This is a genomic window from Bradyrhizobium zhengyangense (assembly GCF_022012555.1).
GTDB classification, from domain to species: Bacteria; Pseudomonadota; Alphaproteobacteria; order Rhizobiales; family Xanthobacteraceae; genus Bradyrhizobium; species Bradyrhizobium zhengyangense.
In genome coordinates, this window is the sequence record NZ_JAKLTZ010000002.1 from 732,371 (window position 1) to 752,765 (window position 20,395).

Genomic DNA, 20,395 nt, shown 5'->3' on the forward strand with positions numbered 1-20,395 from the left:
CGAATGCGAGGCGTTACGCCGCGGTCGCCGGCGGCAGGGCCAGCACCGAATAGATCGCCTGGGCGTCGCGCGAGGCGCGCAGCTTCTTGGCGATGTCCTGATCACGCAGCAGGCGGGCGATGCGGGCGAGCGCCTTCAGATGATCGGCGCCGGCGCCTTCGGGTGCGAGCAGCAGGAACACGAGATCGACCGGCTGGCCGTCCATTGCCTCGAAATCGATCGGACGATCGAGCCGGGCGAACAGGCCAAAGATCTTCTCGAGCTTGGGCAGCTTGCCGTGAGGAATGGCGACGCCGTAGCCGACCGCGGTGGTGCCGAGCTTCTCGCGCTGGAGCAGCACCTCGAACACCGAGCGTTCGTTTTGTCCGGTCAGTTCCGCAGCCTTGGCCGCGAGCTCCTGGAGCGCCTGCTTCTTGCTGTTGACCTTCAATGCCGGGAGAATCGCCTCGGGAGCGACCAGATCGGTAATCGGCATGGAAGTGTTCCGGAGTGAATTAAACCGTCAGGTTCCGAATTGGCCGTCTCGATCAGATCGAGCCCGACCGGCGTCAAGAAGGTCAAGCAGGAGGAGGACTTAGCCCCGGTCCTGATGTGGGGCGCTTCTACTCCAACGCAATCCCGGTGCCAACTCCCGCGTGCGGCTTTGCAACGGTCATTGTTAAGACCTGTGGTTGATACGGGGTTGCCCCGGACACCGGTCTAACCCCCCGATTTGGTGCCTGGCGGGTCGATCCAGCCGACATTGCCGTCGGCCCGGCGGTAGATGATGTTCACCCGGCCGGAGGACCCATGCTGAAATACCAGGCAGGGTGCCCCGCTGAGGTCGAGTTCCATGACAGCTTCGCTGACCGACATCTGCTTCAGCGACGTCGTGGCCTCGGCGATGATCACGGGGCTATAGCCGGTGACCTCGTCCTCGTCGTCGCCCTCGCCGGGGGCCTCGAGCACGTAGGCGGTGGCGTCCATCGCGGCCAGCGCCGCGGAGGCGACATGGGCCTTGCGGGCCGAACGGTCCTTGAGCCGGCTCTTGTAACGCTTGAGGCGCTTCTCGATCATGATCAGCGCCTGGTCGGCGCTGGCATAGGCGTCCTGCGCGTTCGAATCGGCTTCCAGCGTAATCCCGGAATCGAGATGCAGCGCACAGTCGGTGCGGAAGCCGAGGCCGTCCTTGCTGAGCGTGATGTGGCCGGAATAATTGCCGTCGAAATATTTACGCAGGACCTCTTCGGTCCGGTCGGTGACGCGGCCGCGAAGGGCCTCACCGACGCTAACGCTCTTGCCCGAGATCCGAAGAGTCATGTGATGCCTCGCTTGGTTCAATTGGCCTAGCTTGGATCGGTCGCGATGGGGGGAAGAGAGTAGCGCGATTTCGCGCCAGCGCAATCAGGCCGGTTCGGTGTTGCGGGAACGATCGGACATTGCGGTGGAAAGGACGTTACCAAGAGCGCTCTGCTTGTCGCGACGGCGTTGCACCGAGGACGGAATGCGCATGGCTTCGCGGTACTTCGCGACCGTGCGGCGGGCAATATCAATGCCCGAGGCGCGCAAGCGTTCCACGATGGTATCATCCGACAGGATCGCGGCCGGCACTTCCGAATCAATCAGCTGCTTGATGTGGTGACGCACGGCTTCGGCCGAATGCGCCTCACCGCCGTCAGCCGAGGCGATCGAGGCCGTGAAGAAATATTTCAATTCGAATGTGCCGCGATTTGTCGCCATGTATTTGTTGGCGGTGACGCGCGACACCGTGGATTCATGCATCTGGATGGCGTCGGCCACCGCCTTCAGATTCAGCGGCCGCAGATGCGCGACGCCATGGGTGAAGAAGCCGTCCTGCTGGCGCACGATCTCGGTGGCGACTTTCAGGATGGTGCGGGCGCGCTGGTCGAGAGCGCGCACCAGCCACGTCGCGTTCTGCAGTGCATCCGTGAAATACGACTTGTCGCCATCCTTGCCGATCTTCTTCGACAGCTCGGAGTAATAGGTCTGGTTGACCAGCACGCGCGGCAGGGTGTCGCTGTTGAGCTCGACATGCCAGCCGCCGTCAGGACCCGGGCGGACATAGACATCAGGCACCATGGCCTGAAGCCGCGCCGAGCCGAACTTCATGCCGGGCTTGGGATTGAGCCGCCTGATCTCGCCGATCATGTCGGCGATGTCCTCGTCGTCGACGCCGCAAAGCTTGCGCAAGGACACGATGTCGCGCTTTGCGAGGAGATCGAGATGCTCGACGAGCGCCTGCATCGCCGGATCGTAGCGGTCGAGCTCGCGGAGCTGGATCGCAAGGCACTCGCTCAGGGATCGCGCACAGACGCCGGGCGGATCGAATTTTTGCAGCACGGCAAGAACGCCCTCGACGTCTTCTTGCGTTGCGCCAAGCCGCTCGGCCGCGCCGCCAAGATCGGGCGGCAGATAGCCGGCTTCGTCGACGAGGTCGATCAAATACTGCCCGATCATGCGCTGGGCCGCGCCAGTGAAGGCCACCGACAGCTGCTCGGCGAGATGGTCGGACAGCGTCATCTCTGCCGCGACGAAGGCTTCAAGATTGTAGTCCTCGTCGCCCGAGGCGCCGCCGCCCCATTCGGTGTAGGTGGTCGGCGCAGCGTCCTGGGCGTTGCGTGCGGCCGCCTCGGCGGGCTCCTCGGAGAAGACGTTGTCCAGGCCCGTATCCAGGGTCTGCTCGATCTCGGCGCGGGAGCCGAGATCCTTGCTCATCCATTCTTCCTGGCCAGGCTCGAAGGCCTCGCCACTGCCGCCAAAGCCGTCGTCGGCGCCCTGATTGCCTGAATCGTCGCCATCATGGTCACTGAACTGGCCGGGTTCAGTCGGAGCTTCGCCGCCGCCCTCGTCGTTGGCCCGCTCCAGCAGAGGGTTACGCTCGAGTTCCTCCTCCACGAAGGTGGTGAGATCGAGATTCGACAGTTGCAGCAGCTTGATCGCCTGCATCAGCTGCGGCGTCATGACCAGCGACTGCGATTGCCGGAACTCTAATCTCTGCGAAAGCGCCATCTAACAAGAACCGTTCCCGAAAATTGGTCCGATTCTTGCTTATCTTAGTCCCGACCCGATGTACACGGCTTGACTAGACGGAAAAAAGGGCTAGAGGCGGAATTCCTCGCCAAGGTAAAGGCGACGGACATCCGGATCCGCGACGATCTCGTCCGGGCTTCCCTCCGTCAGGATTTCGCCGGCATAGACGATATAGGCGCGATCGGTGAGGCCGAGCGTCTCGCGGACATTGTGGTCGGTGATCAGGACGCCGATGCCGCGATTGGTGAGGTGGCGGACGAGGTCCTGAATGTCGCCCACCGCAATCGGATCGATGCCCGCGAAGGGCTCGTCGAGCAGCATGTAGTTCGGACGCGTTGCGAGCGCGCGCGCGATCTCGACGCGGCGGCGCTCACCGCCCGACAGCGCGATCGACGGTGATTTTCGCAGGCGCGTGATGTTGAATTCGTCGAGCAGCGAGTCGAGCTGCTGCTCGCGCTTCTTGCGCGAAGGCTCGACGACCTCGAGCACGGCGCGGATGTTCTGCTCGACGGTGAGGCCGCGGAAGATCGAGGCTTCCTGCGGCAGATAGCCGATGCCGAGCCGCGCGCGCTGATACATCGGCAGCTTCGTGACATCGTGGCCATCGAGCTCGATCGCGCCGCGATCGGCCTTGATCAGGCCGGTGATCATGTAGAACACGGTGGTCTTGCCGGCGCCGTTCGGACCGAGCAGCCCGACGGCTTCGCCGCGGCGCACATAGATGCTGACGCCGCGCACGACCTGGCGGCTGCCAAAACTCTTTTCCACGCTATGCACAGCCAGGAAGCCGGGTCGCCGCAACAGTTGCGGCCCGCCCGTGCCGTTGGTCCTGGCATTGGACTTCGCACTGGATCTGGCCTGGGGAGGCGGGGCCGCCGCCGGCCTTGGCCGCGGCGGGGCCTCGACGCCATAGGGATCCGAGGCGTGCATGGGCTGCTCACGCGCGATCGGCGGCGCATCCCTGACAGGGCTCGGCATGAGCCCGCCGACGCTGTCGCCGAGCGCGGTGATGTCCTGACGGGCAAATCCTGGCCGGCCGCGCTTGGCGGGGCGCCGTCGGAACATGCTGAAAAGATCGACCATCCCCGCCTTCTAGCCTTTCACGACAATCTTGCACGACGATCGTGCGTGATCTCGCGATCTGCTGCACCGGCCCCAGCGATTCGCCGGCACAGCACAGCATGAGTGAAGGGATGTCTCATGCCCAGTGAAACACGCCCGAAAAGCGGCGAACCCCGCTTCGAAAGCCCGTGGGGTAGATACAATCTTGTCGGGCCGGCTTCAACCTGGCGGCCGCAAATTATTATATAAGCTATTGATTTACTTTGGTTTACCGGGGATCAGCGACGGCATCGCCGGGCCCGAGCCAGGCGTTGCGGGCGTCCCGCATTTCCCGTCCGAGCCGCCCTGGGACTGGATGAACAGACCCTGCACCTTGCCGCTGTCGGATTCCACCCGGGAGACGCCGGTGGTCATGTCGACCTTGAGGCGGTCGCCGCGCAGCACATTCTGGCACTGGGTCAGCACCACCTGGCCACCAGACCCACCTAGCATGGTGATCAGGTTGGTCTTGGTGTCGAACACGGCGGTCTCGCCTGTCACCACCTGGTCCTTCTGGGTGACGACGACATTGCCACGCGCTTCCAGCCGCTTGATCGAGGAGGCGCCGCCGGGCCCCGGCGTCGCCGACTGTATCGGCGGCGCCGCCTTCGCGCCCTTGACGGGCGCGGCCTGCGGCGCTGGCTGCTTGTCGCTGCTGGATTCGTAGAACACCACCAGCGTCTTCGAGGTCATGGTGGTGTCGCCCTGCACGACCTTCACATTGCCGGAGAAGGTTGCTTCCTTCTTTTTGTCGCGCATTTCGAGCGCGGCGGCCTCGATCTGGATCGGCTGATCGCGATTCTGCGAAAAGCCCTGCATCGCGTTGGGCACACCTTGCATCGTGCTCTGCGCAACGGCTGCGCCTGTCGCGATGATCAGCGCAGAAGCTGCAATGATGGCGCGACGCTTGATGTCGTTGCGCGGGAAAACATCAATCATGAAAATCACTTTGAGTTCGCAGATTTGTTCTTCGACTTCGTCGGCGGTGGTGGTGGCGGCGCCGGCTGCTCGACGGGCGCATCGCCCGTGCTGATCTTGTCCAGATGCATCACCACATTGCCTTCGAAGCGGATGACATCGCCGCCTTCCGTGATGCGCAGCTTGTCGGCGGTCAGCGTGCCATTGGTCAATTTGACGTCGACATGCTCGTCCGAGGAGACCGTGCCCTTGTTCATGTCGACGAAGGCCGAGTTCAGCCGCGCCTCGTAGCCGGTCGAGGTGCGCACGAAGACATCCTTGTGCAAATCGAGCTGCTGCTGCTTGTTGTCGAAGCGGCCGGTGCGGGCATCCAGGAACACGGTCGACTGGTCTTCCATCAGCACCTTCGAGCGCAGATCGGCGAGATCGACATGGTCTGGATCGGTGATGTCCTGCGTCGCCGTCTTGGCCCAGAGCTCATACGGCCGCTGGTCCGTCGTGAAGCCGGACATGTGCGGCGACTCCATCGTGATCTTGGTGCCTGTCACCACGAGGTTTCCGGAATCGACCTTGATGGGGATCATGCTGAAGGGGTTGAGGAAGGTCGAGACCGCGACGATCGAGGCCATGGCCAGAACCACCGTCACCGGCACGGCGATGCGCAGAATCCGCACCAGGCGACTGTGGCGCGCCGCGCTGGCAAACTTCGCCGCAAGCGCGGCGTCGTAGGTGGGAAACTGGGCCGAATTCACCGCTGCTCCGGAGGCATCGCTTGCCTGGTCAGAAGGCTCCAATCGAGGGCGCCCCATTGTACCCGCGACCGCTGGAATATGCAGCCCGCGACAAACCGGTACGAAAGTGTCCGAAACGGGGCGGCAACCCTAACCTAGCGGCCGCTAAGATGTTCAGGAATGGGCGAAAATGTCCTCTTCCTCCCAGCCCTGGAGGTCGAGCAGGGCCCGGGTCGGCAGGAAGTCGAAACAGGCTTTTGCCAGTGCAGTGCGGCCCTCCCGGACCAGCATGGCATCCAGCCGCTCGCGCAGGGCGTGCAGGTGCAGCACGTCGGAGGCAGCGTAAGCCAGCTGCGGCTCGGTCAGGCTGTCGGAACCCCAGTCGCTGGATTGCTGCTGCTTGGAGAGATCGACATTGAGCACCTCGCGGACGAGGTCCTTGAGGCCATGGCGGTCGGTATAGGTGCGGGTCAGGCGGGAGGCGATCTTGGTGCAGTAGATCGGCCCGGTCATCACGCCGAAGGTCTGGTACAGCACCGCGACGTCGAACCGGGCGAAATGGAAGATCTTCGTGATCGCGGGATTGGCCAGCAGGGCCTTCAAATTCGGCGCGTCGGTGTGCCCCTTGGGTATTTGCACCACGTCGGCGCTGCCGTCGCCCGGCGAGAGCTGAACCACGCAGAGCCGGTCGCGATGCGGGTTGAGGCCCATGGTCTCGGTGTCGATCGCCACCGCCGAGGTGTAGCGGGAGAGGTCCGGCAGGTCACCGCGATGTAGGCGTACGGTCATGGCGTTTCAAACCCTCAATCGAATCGTCGGTCGGCAGCATAGGCTAATCGGATGGTCCGCGATTTAGCCATTAGGGACAGGCCGCGCAAGCAGCAACGGCTCAGATCGCCGCCAGCATGATGCAGACCATCGCCGCGACCGTGGCGCGGCTGGCGCCGTCACGGAAAGCGTAGATGATGGGATCATCAGGCATCTCGCGGCGATGCGCGATCATCAGGGCCCGGCCGAACCAGTAGAGCAGCAGCGGGGCGAGCAGCCACAACATCCAGGGGCGGCTATAGAGCGGCGTCACCGCCGAGGACGAGACGTAGAGCGCAAACACCGTCACCGCATTCATCGCGCTCGCCGCTGCCATCGCGGCGATGATGTGCAGATCGCTGATGCGATAGTCGCGGTTGGAGGGATCGGCAAGGCCCTCGCCCTGGCGCATGCTGAGCTCGCTGAAACGCTTGATCAGCGCCAGCGAGGTGAACACGAACAGCGAGAACACCATCAGCCATTCCGACAGCACGACGCCGGCGGCGACGGCGCCGGCGACGATGCGCAGGCAATAGAGGCCGGCGAGCGTGACGACGTCGACCAGCATCTTGCGCTTGAGCACCAGCGAATAGGCGATGGTGGTGACGAGATAGGCGACGAGCACGCCGAGGAAGGTCAAGGAGATGCAAAGGCTCGCACCGAAGGCGAACAGCCACAGCACGGGAATCGCCGACAGCGCCGACGAGATCTTGAGGTCACCCGCAGCCAGCGCACGGTGGCGCTTGGTCGGATGCTGGCGATCGGCGGCGAGGTCGAGCAGATCGTTCATCAGATAGGCGCCCGACGCACAGGCCGAGAATGCCAGGAATGCCAGCAGCGTGGTGCCGAGTGTCGCGATGTTCACCTGATGCGCGGTGAGAACGGGCACGAACACCAGCGTGTTCTTGGCATATTGATAGAGGCGCAGCGCCTTCGCCCAGGTTCGGAGGCTGGCGCGATCGCTGGTGACGTAGTCGATGCGCTCGATCGCGGCGCGGTCGAATGGCAGATTGTCACCGGCCGCGAGAGCAGCCGGCGTCACGACGCCGTCGAACCCGAGATGCGCCGAAATGCCGGCCGCCTGGTCGGCAAAGCGGCCCGCGACCAGAAAGACCTTCGCGCCCCGCGCCCGCGCCGCCAGCGCCCGGTTCAGCACATCGGCATCATAGGGAAGGTGGGCGTAGTCGAGCTCGGCGCGTGCCAAAACCTCCGTGAGTGCCGCCATGCCCGGACGTCCGCGCGCGCCGAAACGGGCCAGCATGCGGGCGGGGCTGGAGAACAGCGCCTCCATGAGCAATTCCGAGCGTAGCAGGGCGCCTTCGAGATCGATGACGAGGGTACGAGCCGGTGCCGCCGTCGCCTGCGGCGCGGCCTCACTCCGATCGTACTGCCAGGCAGGTTGCTCCATCCGAAAACGCTCTGACTTACCGCGACACGACCGACCCAAGGGCTAGGGGGAAGCGGGAAAAGGACGGCCGCGAGCCTAGGCGGCATTGGCTAAGGGCGGCTTAACCCTGCCGGCAAAGGGGATCGGGCCGCCAGCTGTTGCAGGGATCCCACAATCCGGCGCACGCTGGATATACCAGCGGAACCTGAGGCCTGCGCCCGTGGAAATCGGCGGCGCCCACCCTATCTGAGCCCGGTTTCTCATACGCATCAGGTGCCATGACAGACCAGACGCTCGCCGCGCCGATCGACGATCAGCATGAACGCCGGCGCGGCTTTTCGCGCTACCAGTCGCTTCTGGTGGCGCTGCTCGCCTTTGCGCAGTTCACGATCATTCTCGACTTCATCATCATGTCGCCGCTCGGCGCCATCATGATGCCCTCGCTCAACATCACGGCCGGGCAATTCGGCGTCGCAGTGTCGGCCTACGCGTTCAGCGCCGGATTGTCGGGCATCCTCGCCGCCGGCTTTGCCGATCGCTTCGACCGCAAGCGCCTGCTGCTGTTCTTCTATGCCGGCTTCACGCTCGGGACTCTGCTGTGCGCGCTGGCGCAGAATTATCATGTGCTGCTGCTCGGCCGCATCGTGACCGGCTTGTTCGGCGGCGTGATCGGCTCGATCGTGCTCGCCATCGTCACCGATTTGTTTCCTCTGCAGTTGCGCGGCCGCGTGATGGGATTTGTCCAGACCGCGTTCGCCGCGAGCCAGGTGCTCGGCGTTCCCGCCGGCCTGTTCCTCGCCAATCACTGGAGCTGGCATGTCTGCTTCTTTGCGATCGTCGGCCTGTCGATCCTCTCGATCGCCGTCATCGCCTTCGCGATGGAGCCGGTCGATGCGCATCTGAAGCTGAAGCAGGACCGCAACCCGTTCCACCATCTGGTGGCGACGGTCAGCGAGCCGCGCTACACGCTGGCCTTCGCGGTCACGACGTTGCTGGCGACGGGCGGCTACATGCTGATGCCCTATTCCAGCGCCTTCACCGTGAACAATATCGGCATCGACATCGTGCATCTGCCGACGATCTACCTGGTCTCCGGCCTGTTCAGCATCGTCACCGGACCGCTGGTCGGTCGCGCGGCCGACAATTTCGGTAAATACCCGACCTTCGTGTTCGGCTGCGCGATGACCGTGCTGATGGTGCTGATCTACACCCATCTCGGCCACGTCTCGCTGGTGACCGCGATCACCGTCAATGTGCTGATGTTCGTCGGCATCTTCTCGCGCATGATCCCGTCGCAAGCGATCATATCGGCGATCCCCGATCCCACCCAGCGCGGCTCGTTCAGCGCGATCAGCGCCTCGCTGCAGCAGCTCTCCGGCGGCCTCGGCTCGGTGCTCGCGGCCGCGATCATCTCGCAGCAGCCGGATGGCTCGCTGCTGCATTTCGAGCGGATCGGCTACGTCGTCGTCACGACCACGATCATCACGCTGGTGGCGATGTATTTTGTGCAGAAATCGGTGGCGGACCGGGCTGGGAGGAGTGTCGTCTGAGGGCGCCTAGCCGTGGTGGAGACGCTACGAGCGGCGCTTCCAAGTCAGGGGATCGCGGCTCGTGTGAAACACCGCAATGACATAAACAGCATCTTGCGTTTCACGAAACACAAGGATTTAGGGGAAACGTCGAAGCAAAGCGCGGCGCGCGTCCTTGTAGGCCAGCGGAAACTGCTTTGGATTGTCCGCGACCCGGATCAGCGCCGCGCGCAAGGCGTCCCGAAATTGCGGCACAACCTGCGGAGCGTGGGTGTCGTACCAGCTGACGGCATCGGCGAGGTCGCCTCGTGCCGCCTTCGTAAAGAGGATCTTGGCCACTTATCGCGACCGGCGATCAAGCTCGGCTTCAACATCTTCCCAGGGAATCGCTTCGCTGCGGTCCGCGTCAAAAGTCGCAAGCCGACGGTCGAGTTCAGCCTCCTGCGCCGGAGTCAGCCGCACGTCGGTCGCAGAGAGGCTGTCCCAGAGCTCGCCGATGAGGTCGAGCCGTTCCTTAGGCGTCAAACGACTAATGTCGAGCGTTGCCATCGTCCGAATCCCTTTGGCCCTTCGCCAACGAAATCAAAATCCTCACGAACCCGTCGATACCAATATCGTTGTTACCGCGACCAGCGGGAAGGGGGAGCGTCTCCGAGCATAAATCGATTTATGGATCGATTCCGCAACATTGTTGCGCACCAAGCGCCTTTGGCACCATCTCGGGTGACCGCTCGCCAACCTTGGGACTGCGCCTTGAGGGGCATCCACAAGGGATAAATGGTGCCCAGGAAAGGACTCGAACCTTCACGGCCGTTAAGCCACTGGCACCTGAAGCCAGCGCGTCTACCAATTCCACCACCTGGGCATGCCGTTTGGGGCACGGAGGCGGTTACTACGGTTCGGTGACGCCGTTGTCAATTCATGGTTCTGGATGCCGATTGCGCATCGCACACCGCCCCGATACAAGCCTGATATCTCGCACTCTTCCGCAGGAATGGACCCCATGGCATCGAATCTGGAAACTCTCGTCACGGTTTTCGGCGGATCGGGGTTTTTGGGCCGGAATGTCGTCCGCGCGCTGTGCCGGCGCGATTACCGGATCCGGGTGGCGGTGCGACGGCCGGAACTAGCCGGCTACCTCCAGCCCTCCGGCAAGGTCGGCCAGGTCCACACCATCCAGGCCAATTTGCGCTACCCCGGATCGGTCGAGGCGGCGGTGCGTGATTCGCATGTCGTGATCAATCTGGTCGGTATCCTCACCGAAGGCGGTGCCCAGACCTTTGACGCCGTTCAGGCCAAGGGCGCCGAGACCGTCGCCAAGGCGGCGGCCGCAGCGGGCGCCAGCCTGGTGCATGTCTCGGCGATCGGCGCCGACGCTGATTCGCCCTCGCACTACGCCAGGGCCAAGGCCGCCGGCGAGGCCGCAGTCAGCGCTGCCGTGCCGTCGGCCACGATCTTCCGTCCCTCCGTGATGTTCGGCCCCGAGGACCAGTTCACCAACCGCTTCGCGGCGTTGGCGCGGATGTCGCCGGTGCTGCCGCTGATCGGCGGCGCGACCAGGATGCAGCCTGTTTATGTCGGCGACGTCGCCACCGCGATCGCGGACGCCGTCGACGGCAAGGCCAAGGCGGGCGCGACCTACGAGCTCGGCGGGCCTGAGGTGCTGACCATGCGCGAGATCATCGAGGCGATCCTCGCAATCACCGATCGTGAGCGCACCCTGGTGCCGCTGTCGTTCGGGCTTGCCCGGCTCAAGGCCGCCTTCCTGCAATTCGCGCCGGGCGCGTTCAAGCTGACGCCGGACCAGGTCACGCTGCTCGAGCGCGACAATGTCGTGTCGGATGCGGCGAAGGCCGCAGGCCTGACGCTGGAAGGTCTCGGCATCACCCCCGATTCGCTGGAAGCGATCGCCCCGCAATATCTCTGGCGCTTCCGCCCGCAGGGTCAGTTCCAGCGCATGGGCGTGTAGGGATCTTTTAGGGAGCAGACCTCCGTCGCGGCGGCAACGTCGTCAAAACTTCAGCTTCTTGAACACTGCCTCCGGCAGCATCTTGATGATGAGCATCACGAGGCGCCAGATGCCGCTGACGTAAACGACGTCGGTCTTCTTCTCGACGGCATTGAAGATCGCATCGCCAACCACCGGCGCTTCGACGGTGAGCGGGCCGATCAGCTTCATGCCTTCAGTCATCTTGGTGCGGACGAAGCCCGGCTTGACGGTGACGACATGCACGCCGCCGCGGCTGGCGCGGGCGCGCAGGCCCGACAGGAAGGCGGAGAAGCCCGCTTTCGCCGAGCCGTAGACATAGTTCGAGGCGCGGCCGCGATCGCCCGCCACCGACGAGACGCCGACAACGGTGCCATTGCCGCGGCTCAAGAATTTTTCTGCGAACAGGCCGAGGATCAGCGACGGTCCCTCATAGTTGGAGCGCATGATCGTGGTGGCGTGGGCGAGGTCGCTCTCGGCCTTTTGCTGCACACCCAGCAATCCGACGATCGAGATCACGACGTCAGGCAAGACAGGAAGGCCGGCGACAAAGCCGTCAAAAGACGCGGTGTCGAGCACGTCGAAGGTCCGTGTGCTCGCTTCGATGTTGTAGCGCGCGCGCAGATCGGCGGCGTCAGGCTCGAGCGCGGCGGCATCGCGGCCTGCAAGGCCAACATCGTAGCCGGCCTTGGCAAAGGCGCGCGCGGCGGCGCGGCCGATATCGGAGGAGCCGCCGAGCACCAGAACTGACATGCGTGACGTCACGGCTTAAACCTCATCGAACAGGCGTTGTGACAATTTTGAGCGGATGTTGCAGGCAGGATCGAGCGATTTACGGATCGCCTTGAAGCGCGGCAGCGCCGGATAGCCGGCCTCGAATGTCGCGCGCGACTGGCGCGCATCCTTCGCCAGATAGAGCCTGCCGCCGGCGGCGACGACCACGCGGTCGATCTCGTCGAGGAAATTCAGGATGTCGCCCTTCACGGGGAAATCCAGCGCAAGCGTGTAGCCAGGCAGCGGAAACGACAGCAGGCCCTCGCCATGACCGAGCTTCTTCAGCACCGCGAGGAACGATGCATCGCCGCGCCTTGCGACGCGATCGAGGATGTCGCCGAGCACCTCGCGCGCGCCAGCTTCGGGGATCACGCATTGATGCTGGAGGAAGCCGCGCCGCCCATAGATGCGATTCCAGTCGCTGAGACTGTCGAGCGGAAAGAAATACGGATAGAGCGAGACCACACGGTCGCCGCCGGCGCGCCGCGCCCCCATGCGGTAATAGAGCTCGTTGAAGGCGCCGATGCTGTAGCGATTGAGCGTGATCGACGGCAGGTCGAGGGGCACCGCGAGCCCGGGAGCCTTGCCGACGGGAAACACCGCGGCGCCTTCGGCAAGCTCGTCCCTGCCGGCGTGCTCCCCGAGATAGATCAACGAGCGGCCAAGGTTACGCCCGCGCGCGACGCAATCGATCCACGCCACCGAATAGGTCGCGGAATCGCCGGCCTCGAGCGCACGCATGGCGGCATCGAGATCGGACGCGGATATCACCCGCTCGCGGATCCAGCCTGTTACGACAGAGCGCAGCCGCATCGTCGCTTCGAGAATCACGCCGGTGAGGCCCATGCCGCCGACGGTCGCAAAGAAGGCATCGGAATTCTGCTCGCGCGAGACTTCGATGGTCTCGCCTTGCCCGGTGCGCAGCAGAATGCTGTCGACATAGCGGCCGAAACCGCCCTCGCAATGATGGTTCTTGCCGTGCACGTCGGCAGCGATGGCACCGCCGACCGAGACGAAGCGCGTGCCCGGCACCACGAAGGGCAGGAAGCCGCGCGGGCCAAAGGTATCGATCAGGTCGGACAGCAGCACGCCGGCTTCGAGGCGAATGCGGCCCGTCGTCGGATCGAACGACCTCACCCGGTCGAACGCCGTCATGCCGATGGTTCTGGCAGCACCGATCGCGGCATCGCCATAGGCGCGGCCATTGCCCCGCGCCACGGAGCCGGCAACGACAGCCTCTCCCACGGCCTCGAACGACCGCGGCCGCAGCATTTCGGTATCGACGACCGGGAAGCGCCCCCAGCCGCTGACGAGGGTCATCATACAGCTCCGTTGCAGGGCGCGCGCCGCCCTGCCCCGCAAACTGCCTAGCGGTCAAAAGCTGATATTGCGTTGAGGCCCGTCAGCAAAGGTTAATGGCCCAGCGCCAGCGCGATCAGGCCGAGCGTGCCGACGATGACGCGCCACCAGGCGAAGACCACGAAACCGTGGCGAGTGACGTATTCCAGGAAACTCTTCACCACGATGATCGCGGTGATGAACGACACCACGAAACCGATCGCGACGATACCCATGTGGTCCATCGTCATCTCGGCGCGGCTCTTGTAGAAATCATAGGCGAACGCGCCGATCATGGTGGGGATGGCGAGAAAGAACGAGAATTCCGCCGCCGCCCGCTTGTCCGCGCCCAGAAGCATCGCGGCGACGATGCTGGCGCCGGAGCGCGACACGCCCGGGATCATCGCCACGCACTGCGCGATGCCGATATAGAGATACGTCAGCAGCGGAAACTTGGTGGCATCATGCTCGCGCGGCTTGAGATCGAGCCTGTCGACCCAGAGCAGGATGGCGCCGCCGACGATCAGAGAGAAGCACACCACCCACGGATTGAACAACATGCTCTTGATGTATTTGCCGGCGATGAGGCCGACGACGACAGCGGGCAGGAACGCCACCAGCACGCCGATCACGAAGCGGCGCGCATAGGCATCGCCCGTGAACATGCCGATTGCGACGTCCCACAGCTTCTTGAAGTAGAGGCCGACGATCGCGAGGATCGCACCTAACTGGATCAGAACCGTAAACGAATCCCAGAACGCACCCTCGCCGAGGCCGAAGAAGCGCTCGGCCAGTAGCAGGTGGCCGGTCGAGGACACGGGAAGGAACTCGGTCACACCCTCGATGATGCCGAGGATCACTGCCCGTATTGCATCTGACATATTTACGGTCCATTTCCGCTGGAAAAGCGGGGCTCTTCTCGCCTATTCGCCCCTCGCTCGCAATCGCAAAATGCGCTAACGCGCCCTTGCCTCGCTGATTTGAAGGACTAGTGTGGCGCCGCACAAACATTGATGGATTCTTAAGCACCATCAAATAGTCAAAGGCTTCATGTTTACGCTGTTTCATCATCCGTTCTGCCCGCATTCGCGCTTCATCCGCCTGATCGCGGGCGAATACGGGCTCGAACTGAAGCTCGCCGAGGAGCGCAGCTGGGAACGGCGCGAGGCATTTCTGCTGCTCAACGCGGCGGGCACGACGCCTGTCCTGGTGGACGATGAGCAGCCGCCGATCCCGGGTGCGGCCATCATCGCGGAGTATCTCGACGAGGCCTATGGCGCCGAGATGGGACCCAAGCGCCTGATGCCTGAGACGATCGCCGAGCGCGTCGAGGTGCGCCGGCTGATGGCGTGGTTCAACGAAAAGTTCTTCGAGGAAGTCTCGCATCCGCTCGTCACCGAGCGGATCTACAAGCGCTTCATGAGCGAGGACAATGGCGGCGGCCCGCCTTCGGCCGACGTGATGCGCGCAGCCAAGGCCAATGTGCGCTATCATCTGGCCTATATCGGCTGGCTCGCGCAAACGCGTAACTTCCTCGCCGGCGACCGGCTCACTTACGCGGATCTCGCCGCCGCGGCGCACCTCTCGGCGATCGACTATCTCGGCGACGTGCCATGGAGCGAGGACGACGCAGCAAAGGCGTGGTACGCGCGGGTGAAATCCCGCCCGTCGTTCCGCCCGCTGCTGAGCGAATGGCTGGCCGGCGTGCCGGCGTCGCGGACCTACGTGGACCTGGATTTCTGACGACCGATCCGACTGAACTGAAGGCGGCGCTGACGCGCGAGGCGCGCGCGCTCGGCTTCAACTGTATCGGCATCACCGAGCCAGGCACGATCGAGACGGCCGGCGCGCATTTTCTCGAATTCATCGCTGCCGGCGGCCATGGCGACATGGACTGGCTCGCGAACCAGCCGGAGCGGCGCGTCGATCCGCGCGGGCTGTGGGCCGACGTGCGCAGCGTGATCATGCTCGGCGTCAATTACGGCCCCGACCAGGATCCACTCGCGATCCTGAAGCAGCGCGCGCACGCCGCGATCTCGGTCTATGCGCAGGGCGACGATTATCACGACCTCATCAAAAAGCGGCTGAAGGCGCTGGCGCGCTGGCTGGTCGCGACTGCGCCGTGCGAGGTCAAAGTGTTCGTCGACACCGCCGCGGTGATGGAGAAGCCACTGGCGCAAGCTGCGCATCTGGGCTGGCAGGGCAAGCACACCAATCTCGTCTCACGCGAATTCGGCTCATGGCTGTTTCTCGGCGCGATCTACACCACGCTCGAACTGCCGCGCGATTCCGCCGAGATCGATCATTGCGGCTCGTGCCAGGCGTGCCTCGACATCTGCCCGACCGCCGCGTTTCCCGCGCCTTACAAGCTCGATGCGCGGCGCTGCATCTCGTATCTGACCATCGAGAACAAGGGGCCGATCCCGCAGGAGTTTCGCAAGGCCATCGGCAATCGCATCTATGGCTGTGACGATTGCCTTGCGGCGTGTCCCTGGAACAAGTTCGCGCAAGAAGGGCGCGAAGCCAAGCTCGCCGCGCGGGATGAGTTGCGTGCGCCCGGTCTTGCTGAACTTTCACGGCTCGACGACGCGGCGTTTCGGGCGCTGTTCACGAAGTCACCGGTGAAGCGTATCGGTCGTGATCGCTTCTTGCGCAATGTGCTGATCGCGATTGGCAACTCCGGAGAAGTTGCGTTGGCGGCGGAAGCGCGGCGATTGCTCGATGATGCGAGCCCGCTGGTGCGTGGCGCTGCGGTATGGGCGTTGGGGCATTTGCTGCCACCGAATGATTTCGCGGAAGCAAGGGCAACTGCTCTCGCGAATGAGCGCGACGAGAGCGTCTGCAAGGAATGGCGAGCCGCTTCCCAGACTTGATTTCCCTGCGCGTTCCCGCAAAGTCGCGCGCCATGACAACAAACATGCCTTTCTTCACCCGCGAGGGCGATACATTCCATCCGACGGAAGTGGCCAACGGCCCCTGGGATCCGAAATCGCTGCACGGACGCGTCATTATCGGTCTGCTCGGCTTTGCCATCGAGGAGCGCCATTCCGGCCCTGAATTCGTGCCGGCGCGCTTGACCGTCGACATGTTTCGGCTGCCGACCATCGACAAGCCGATCGAAGTGACGACGCGGCTCGTCCGTGATGGGCTGCGCATCCGCGTGGTCGAGGCGGAGTTCATTTCCGGCGGCGTCAGCATGGCGCGCGCCTCGTGCCAGCTGCTGCGAAAGACGCAGAATCCGGACGGCAATGTCTGGTCGCCGCCGAACTGGGACGTGCCGAAGCCGTCGGACATTCCAAAGCCCACCGATCCCAGGCTCGGCATGAACGGCAAATGGACGACGCGGCCCATTGTCGGCCATATGGGCTCGCTGGGAGCGCGCCGGCTCTGGATGAGCGAGGTGCGCGAGCTGGTTGCTGGCGTGCCGATGACACCATTCGTGCATGTTGCCACGGGCGCTGATTTCGCGAGCCCCTTTGCCAATGCCGGCGACAAGGGGCTCGGCTACATCAACAGCGACGTCACGATCTATCTGCACCGCCTGCCGGTGACGAACTGGATCGGCTTCGACGTGGTGAACCACCAGGCGACTGCTGGCGTCGCGATCGGCGAATGCTGGCTCTATGACGAGCAAGGCCCGATCGGCACCGCGACGGTCGCTGCACTGGCGCAGCGCAAGCCGATGGCGAAGGTGCCGCCGCCCTAGCCATCATTCCAAATGCCTTTGCATCTCCGGCCGCGCCTTCAGCTCCGCGCCCTGCTTGCCGACGATCTTCGCAATGCGCTCGGGTGCAAACTTCAGATCGACGAAGGCGGGCGCGGTGTTGGCGACCTCGTGATAGCTCACGATCTTGCCGCCCTTCAGCGTCATGATCGCGACGCCCTCGAACATTGCCCGCGCGCCGTTCGCGTCCGGCAGAGTCGATTTGTAGCTGAAAGTGTAGCGCGCATAGAGCGTGGTGCCGTCCGACACGGGATCGTGCATGTCCCAGCGAAAATCCGTCGCCGCGCGATAGAACCAGTCGTCGATCATCGCCGCGATTTTTTCGCGCCCTGCAAAGGCACCGTAGAACACGTCGTGATAGATGCCGTCTTCGGTGAAGAGGTCAGCGAAGGCACCACCGTTGCGCTGTTCGACGGCGTCGCAGAAGGCGCGCAGCATGGCGGTGGTGGTCATTGGCGATTCTCCTTCCCCATTCTCGGTCATGCCCCGGCTTCGCGGGCGATGACACCGAGTGCTGCGCAACACCTCACCCGATCTCCGCCACCGCGGCAAGAATGCGCGCGATGTCTTGCGGGCGGGACAGGCGGTGATCGCCGTCCTGGATCAGGGTCAGCACGACGTCGTCGGCCGGCAGGCGGTGGGTCAAAGCAAACGCGTGCTGCCACGGCACATCAGGATCCTTCGCCCCTTGCAGGATGCGGACCGGACAGCCGAGATCGATGGCGCTGCCGAGCACGAGATGGTTGCGTCCCTCCTCGATCAGCTTGCGCGTGATCGGATAGGGCGTGCCGTCGCCATATTCGGACGGCCTGAGCCAAAAGCCCTTGGTCTCGATTTCCTGCTTCACCTCGGGCGAGAAATTCTTCCACATCAGCTCCTCGGTGAAGTCGGGCGCCGGTGCGATCAGCACCAGGCCCGCCAGCGAGGCCCTGCCGGAACGCTTCTTGATCTCGCGCGCGAGCAGCAGCGCCATCCAGCCGCCCATGGAAGAGCCGATCAGGATTTGCGGGCCGGTGCAGAAGCGCTCGAAAACCGCGACGCTGTCCTCGAGCCAGCTGCCGATGGTTCCCTCGGCGAAATCGCCGCTGGATTCGCCGTGGCCGGAATAGTCGAACCTCACGGCGGCGCGGCCATGTTCGCCGGCCCAGCCGTCCAGCGCCACCGCCTTGCCGCCCTGCATGTCCGACTTGAAGCCGCCGAGCCAGACGACGCCGGGCCCTTGACCAGACCCTTGGCCGGCGCGATGGCGAACCGCGATCCGGCGCGCTGAGGGACCCTCGCCAACATCGATGAAGTCGAGCACGGCATCGGGAATTGCTGGGGTCATGGAACGTTTACTCTTGTTGTGAGGTTTGAGGTCCTGAGACGCATTCCGCGAGGCAACCCTATCTTGGTATTGTCCCTTTGGGACGCTTGCGGAACAGGGGCAAGGTGTCTATGTCGTGCACCGTGCCGATGGGCGTGACCAAAATGCCTCGCATTTGAGGGTTTTTCGCTCTCACACGGGCGACTTGCTTGCCGGCAAACGCATCTTCCTACAAAATAGCCGCTTCCTTTCACAGCTTTGGAGAACCACCCATTCGCCGTCCCAATAGAGCCCCAGCCCCTGCCGCCAAAGACGGGCCGCGCATCAATGATGATATTCGCAATGCGCAGATCCAGCTGATCGATCAGACCGGTGACAACAAAGGCACCGTCGAGACGATGCTTGCCATCAAGATGGCCCAGGAAGCCGGCATGGATCTGGTCGAGATCTCGCCAAATGTCAGCCCTCCCGTCTGCAAGATCATGGACTACGGGAAGTATAAGTATTCCGCCCAGAAGAAAGCCGCCGAAGCCCGCAAACGTCAGAAGACCGTCGAGATCAAGGAGATCAAGCTCCGCCCGATGATCGACGATCACGATTACGACGTGAAGATGCGCGCGATGCTGCGGTTCTTCGAAGAGGGCGACAAGGTCAAGATCACCCTGCGTTATCGCGGCCGCGAAATGGCGCACCAGGAGATCGGCACCAAGCTGCTGGACAAGATCAAGACCGACGTCGCCGAGCTCGCCAAGGTCGAGCAGGACGCCCGGTTCGAAGGCCGTCAGGTTGTCATGGTGCTGGCGCCTCGCTGACGCCGGCGCGCAAGAGCCGAAATTTCAACGGCCCGTCCGGATCTCCGGCGGGCCGTTTTTTCAGGTTCGCGAAGCCTGCCATGTGCCGCTGCACTGGTCGCCGGAAATGACACCCTTCCACGAGCCAGCCCCGGCTGCGCCGCCGAGCCGGCCGCCGCCGCTGGCGTGGGAGGCGCCGACCGACACCTGGACCGCGACGGCGCCGCCGCGATTGACAGTGCCGGAGACCCGGCCGCCGCCGGCCGACGACACCCGATTGCCTGTGACGGTGAAGGGGACGCTGTAGCCCGAGCTGCAGGCGCCCCGGGTGGTGGCGAAGGTGACATTCCAGACGCCGTCATAGCCACCGATGCGGGCATCGGCAGCCGACGGAACGGCGGCCGTGGCAAAAGTGGCGAAGAGCACAAGACTGCGCGGACGAGTGACAACAGACAAAATCGACTGGGAAAAATAGGCCATTTTGGTCCTGCTCCGGGCGATGCGGCTAGGAAATGAGAGTATCAATCCCGAATAGTCGGCGGCCAGGCTGCAACGGTTCATCGTTGCCAATTCGCCCGTTCTCTGTCATAAGCGCGGCCTTCATCGCCCGGCTGATTTAGGGCTGCCGTGGCGGTGTTTCGTGCGGGTTTCGCGCTTTGTCGCAAAAACCTGAGCACAATCAACGCTCTAACGAGCATTTTTGACGGCCAAGCCGCCTTCGCGGGCGGATTTCCTTGGCCATTAGGAGAGCCAAATGCCCAAGCTGAAGACCAAATCGGGCGCTAAAAAGCGCTTCAAGGTGACTGCCACCGGCAAAGTGATGTTCGCCCACCGCGGCAAGCGTCACGGCATGATCAAGCGGACGAAGAAGCAGATCCGTCAGCTTCGCGGCACCAGCGTGCTGTTCAAGACCGACGGCGATAACGTCAAGAAGTACTTCTTGCCGAACGCCTGATCGCGTCCAAGGACGTC

At 63.7% G+C, this 20,395-nt stretch carries 23 protein-coding genes and 1 tRNA gene; 7 read left to right on the forward strand and 17 right to left on the reverse strand.

The genetic code is table 11. The features are described 5' to 3' along the window. Positions 1-13 precede the first annotated feature (13 nt). The 8 genes from ptsN to L6639_RS08675 form a co-directional block, all read right to left on the reverse strand. On the reverse strand, positions 14-475 hold the full coding sequence (ptsN, locus tag L6639_RS08640; protein ID WP_008141251.1) for a PTS IIA-like nitrogen regulatory protein PtsN: 462 nt from the start codon (positions 473-475) through the stop codon (positions 14-16). 224 nt (positions 476-699) lie between these two features. Then, complete coding sequence (gene hpf / locus L6639_RS08645; protein ID WP_237860755.1) at positions 700-1,299, reverse strand: ribosome hibernation-promoting factor, HPF/YfiA family; 600 nt, start codon at positions 1,297-1,299, stop codon at positions 700-702. Positions 1,300-1,383: 84 nt separating this feature from the next. Next, the gene (gene rpoN / locus L6639_RS08650) at positions 1,384-3,009 is read right to left on the reverse strand and encodes an RNA polymerase factor sigma-54 (protein ID WP_237860757.1); all 1,626 of its coding nucleotides are present in this window, start codon (positions 3,007-3,009) and stop codon (positions 1,384-1,386) included. A gap of 90 nt (positions 3,010-3,099) precedes the next feature. Beyond that, positions 3,100-4,113, reverse strand: a complete 1,014-nt coding sequence (gene lptB, locus L6639_RS08655) for an LPS export ABC transporter ATP-binding protein (protein WP_237860761.1) — start codon at positions 4,111-4,113, stop codon at positions 3,100-3,102. A 237-nt stretch (positions 4,114-4,350) separates the two neighbouring features. Further along, on the reverse strand, positions 4,351-5,070 hold the full coding sequence (locus tag L6639_RS08660) for an LptA/OstA family protein (RefSeq protein WP_237860763.1): 720 nt from the start codon (positions 5,068-5,070) through the stop codon (positions 4,351-4,353). A gap of 5 nt (positions 5,071-5,075) precedes the next feature. Beyond that, the gene (lptC, locus tag L6639_RS08665; protein WP_237860765.1) at positions 5,076-5,801 is read right to left on the reverse strand and encodes an LPS export ABC transporter periplasmic protein LptC; all 726 of its coding nucleotides are present in this window, start codon (positions 5,799-5,801) and stop codon (positions 5,076-5,078) included. Between the two features lie 153 nt (positions 5,802-5,954). Beyond that, positions 5,955-6,569 (reverse strand): ribonuclease D, encoded by a 615-nt coding sequence (locus L6639_RS08670; protein WP_237860766.1) that lies wholly within the window; start codon positions 6,567-6,569, stop codon positions 5,955-5,957. A 100-nt stretch (positions 6,570-6,669) separates the two neighbouring features. Further along, a complete protein-coding gene (locus L6639_RS08675) occupies positions 6,670-7,995 on the reverse strand; it encodes a UbiA family prenyltransferase (RefSeq protein WP_237860769.1) in 1,326 nt (441 codons plus the stop codon). Positions 7,996-8,252: 257 nt separating this feature from the next. On the opposite strand from L6639_RS08675, the gene L6639_RS08680 reads away from it, so the two are divergent. Continuing rightward, positions 8,253-9,524 (forward strand): MFS transporter, encoded by a 1,272-nt coding sequence (locus L6639_RS08680; RefSeq protein WP_237860770.1) that lies wholly within the window; start codon positions 8,253-8,255, stop codon positions 9,522-9,524. A 117-nt stretch (positions 9,525-9,641) separates the two neighbouring features. On the opposite strand, the gene L6639_RS08685 is transcribed toward L6639_RS08680, so the two are convergent. The 3 genes from L6639_RS08685 to L6639_RS08695 all read right to left on the reverse strand — a co-directional run bounded on the left by L6639_RS08685 (position 9,642) and on the right by L6639_RS08695 (position 10,368). Continuing rightward, the gene (locus L6639_RS08685; protein WP_237860772.1) at positions 9,642-9,842 is read right to left on the reverse strand and encodes a type II toxin-antitoxin system RelE/ParE family toxin; all 201 of its coding nucleotides are present in this window, start codon (positions 9,840-9,842) and stop codon (positions 9,642-9,644) included. Continuing rightward, the gene (locus tag L6639_RS08690) at positions 9,843-10,052 is read right to left on the reverse strand and encodes an addiction module protein (RefSeq protein WP_237860774.1); all 210 of its coding nucleotides are present in this window, start codon (positions 10,050-10,052) and stop codon (positions 9,843-9,845) included. It lies immediately after the preceding gene. A gap of 229 nt (positions 10,053-10,281) precedes the next feature. Next, positions 10,282-10,368: transfer RNA gene (locus tag L6639_RS08695), tRNA-Leu, on the reverse strand. Positions 10,369-10,506: 138 nt separating this feature from the next. Here L6639_RS08695 and L6639_RS08700 point away from each other — a divergent pair. Next, on the forward strand, positions 10,507-11,472 hold the full coding sequence (locus tag L6639_RS08700; protein WP_237860776.1) for a complex I NDUFA9 subunit family protein: 966 nt from the start codon (positions 10,507-10,509) through the stop codon (positions 11,470-11,472). A 42-nt stretch (positions 11,473-11,514) separates the two neighbouring features. Here L6639_RS08700 and L6639_RS08705 read toward each other — a convergent pair whose 3' ends face one another. The 3 genes from L6639_RS08705 to L6639_RS08715 all read right to left on the reverse strand — a co-directional run bounded on the left by L6639_RS08705 (position 11,515) and on the right by L6639_RS08715 (position 14,483). Next, entirely contained in the window at positions 11,515-12,255 is a 741-nt protein-coding gene (locus L6639_RS08705) for an SDR family oxidoreductase (protein WP_237860778.1), read from the reverse strand. 3 nt (positions 12,256-12,258) lie between these two features. Beyond that, positions 12,259-13,584: an FAD-binding oxidoreductase gene (locus tag L6639_RS08710; RefSeq protein ID WP_237860780.1), complete on the reverse strand. Its 1,326-nt coding sequence runs from the start codon at positions 13,582-13,584 to the stop codon at positions 12,259-12,261. Positions 13,585-13,676: 92 nt separating this feature from the next. Further along, complete coding sequence (locus L6639_RS08715; protein WP_237860782.1) at positions 13,677-14,483, reverse strand: undecaprenyl-diphosphate phosphatase; 807 nt, start codon at positions 14,481-14,483, stop codon at positions 13,677-13,679. Between the two features lie 169 nt (positions 14,484-14,652). Between L6639_RS08715 and L6639_RS08720 the strand changes: the two genes are divergently transcribed. Genes L6639_RS08720 through L6639_RS08730 form a run of 3 tightly spaced genes read left to right on the forward strand, consistent with a single transcriptional unit; the run spans position 14,653 to position 17,308 of the window. Continuing rightward, positions 14,653-15,345, forward strand: coding sequence for a glutathione S-transferase family protein (locus tag L6639_RS08720; protein WP_237860784.1), 693 nt, complete (start codon positions 14,653-14,655; stop codon positions 15,343-15,345). Beyond that, the gene (gene queG / locus L6639_RS08725; protein ID WP_237860787.1) at positions 15,294-16,475 is read left to right on the forward strand and encodes a tRNA epoxyqueuosine(34) reductase QueG; all 1,182 of its coding nucleotides are present in this window, start codon (positions 15,294-15,296) and stop codon (positions 16,473-16,475) included. Before L6639_RS08720 ends, queG begins: the two co-directional genes overlap by 52 nt. 44 nt (positions 16,476-16,519) lie before the next feature. Next, positions 16,520-17,308, forward strand: a complete 789-nt coding sequence (locus L6639_RS08730; RefSeq protein WP_237860789.1) for an acyl-CoA thioesterase domain-containing protein — start codon at positions 16,520-16,522, stop codon at positions 17,306-17,308. Between the two features lie 3 nt (positions 17,309-17,311). Here the strand turns inward: L6639_RS08730 and L6639_RS08735 are convergent, their stop codons facing one another. Both L6639_RS08735 and L6639_RS08740 read right to left on the reverse strand, forming a co-directional pair. Beyond that, the gene (locus tag L6639_RS08735; RefSeq protein ID WP_237860791.1) at positions 17,312-17,779 is read right to left on the reverse strand and encodes a nuclear transport factor 2 family protein; all 468 of its coding nucleotides are present in this window, start codon (positions 17,777-17,779) and stop codon (positions 17,312-17,314) included. 73 nt (positions 17,780-17,852) lie between these two features. Beyond that, entirely contained in the window at positions 17,853-18,653 is an 801-nt protein-coding gene (locus tag L6639_RS08740; RefSeq protein ID WP_237860793.1) for an alpha/beta hydrolase, read from the reverse strand. Between the two features lie 251 nt (positions 18,654-18,904). On the opposite strand from L6639_RS08740, the gene infC reads away from it, so the two are divergent. Beyond that, the gene (gene infC / locus L6639_RS08745; protein WP_148778009.1) at positions 18,905-19,444 is read left to right on the forward strand and encodes a translation initiation factor IF-3; all 540 of its coding nucleotides are present in this window, start codon (positions 18,905-18,907) and stop codon (positions 19,442-19,444) included. A 60-nt stretch (positions 19,445-19,504) separates the two neighbouring features. On the opposite strand, the gene L6639_RS08750 is transcribed toward infC, so the two are convergent. Next, on the reverse strand, positions 19,505-19,903 hold the full coding sequence (locus tag L6639_RS08750) for a hypothetical protein (RefSeq protein ID WP_237860795.1): 399 nt from the start codon (positions 19,901-19,903) through the stop codon (positions 19,505-19,507). Between the two features lie 274 nt (positions 19,904-20,177). On the opposite strand from L6639_RS08750, the gene rpmI reads away from it, so the two are divergent. Next, positions 20,178-20,378, forward strand: a complete 201-nt coding sequence (gene rpmI, locus L6639_RS08755) for a 50S ribosomal protein L35 (RefSeq protein ID WP_027535561.1) — start codon at positions 20,178-20,180, stop codon at positions 20,376-20,378. Positions 20,379-20,395: the final 17 nt, after the last annotated feature.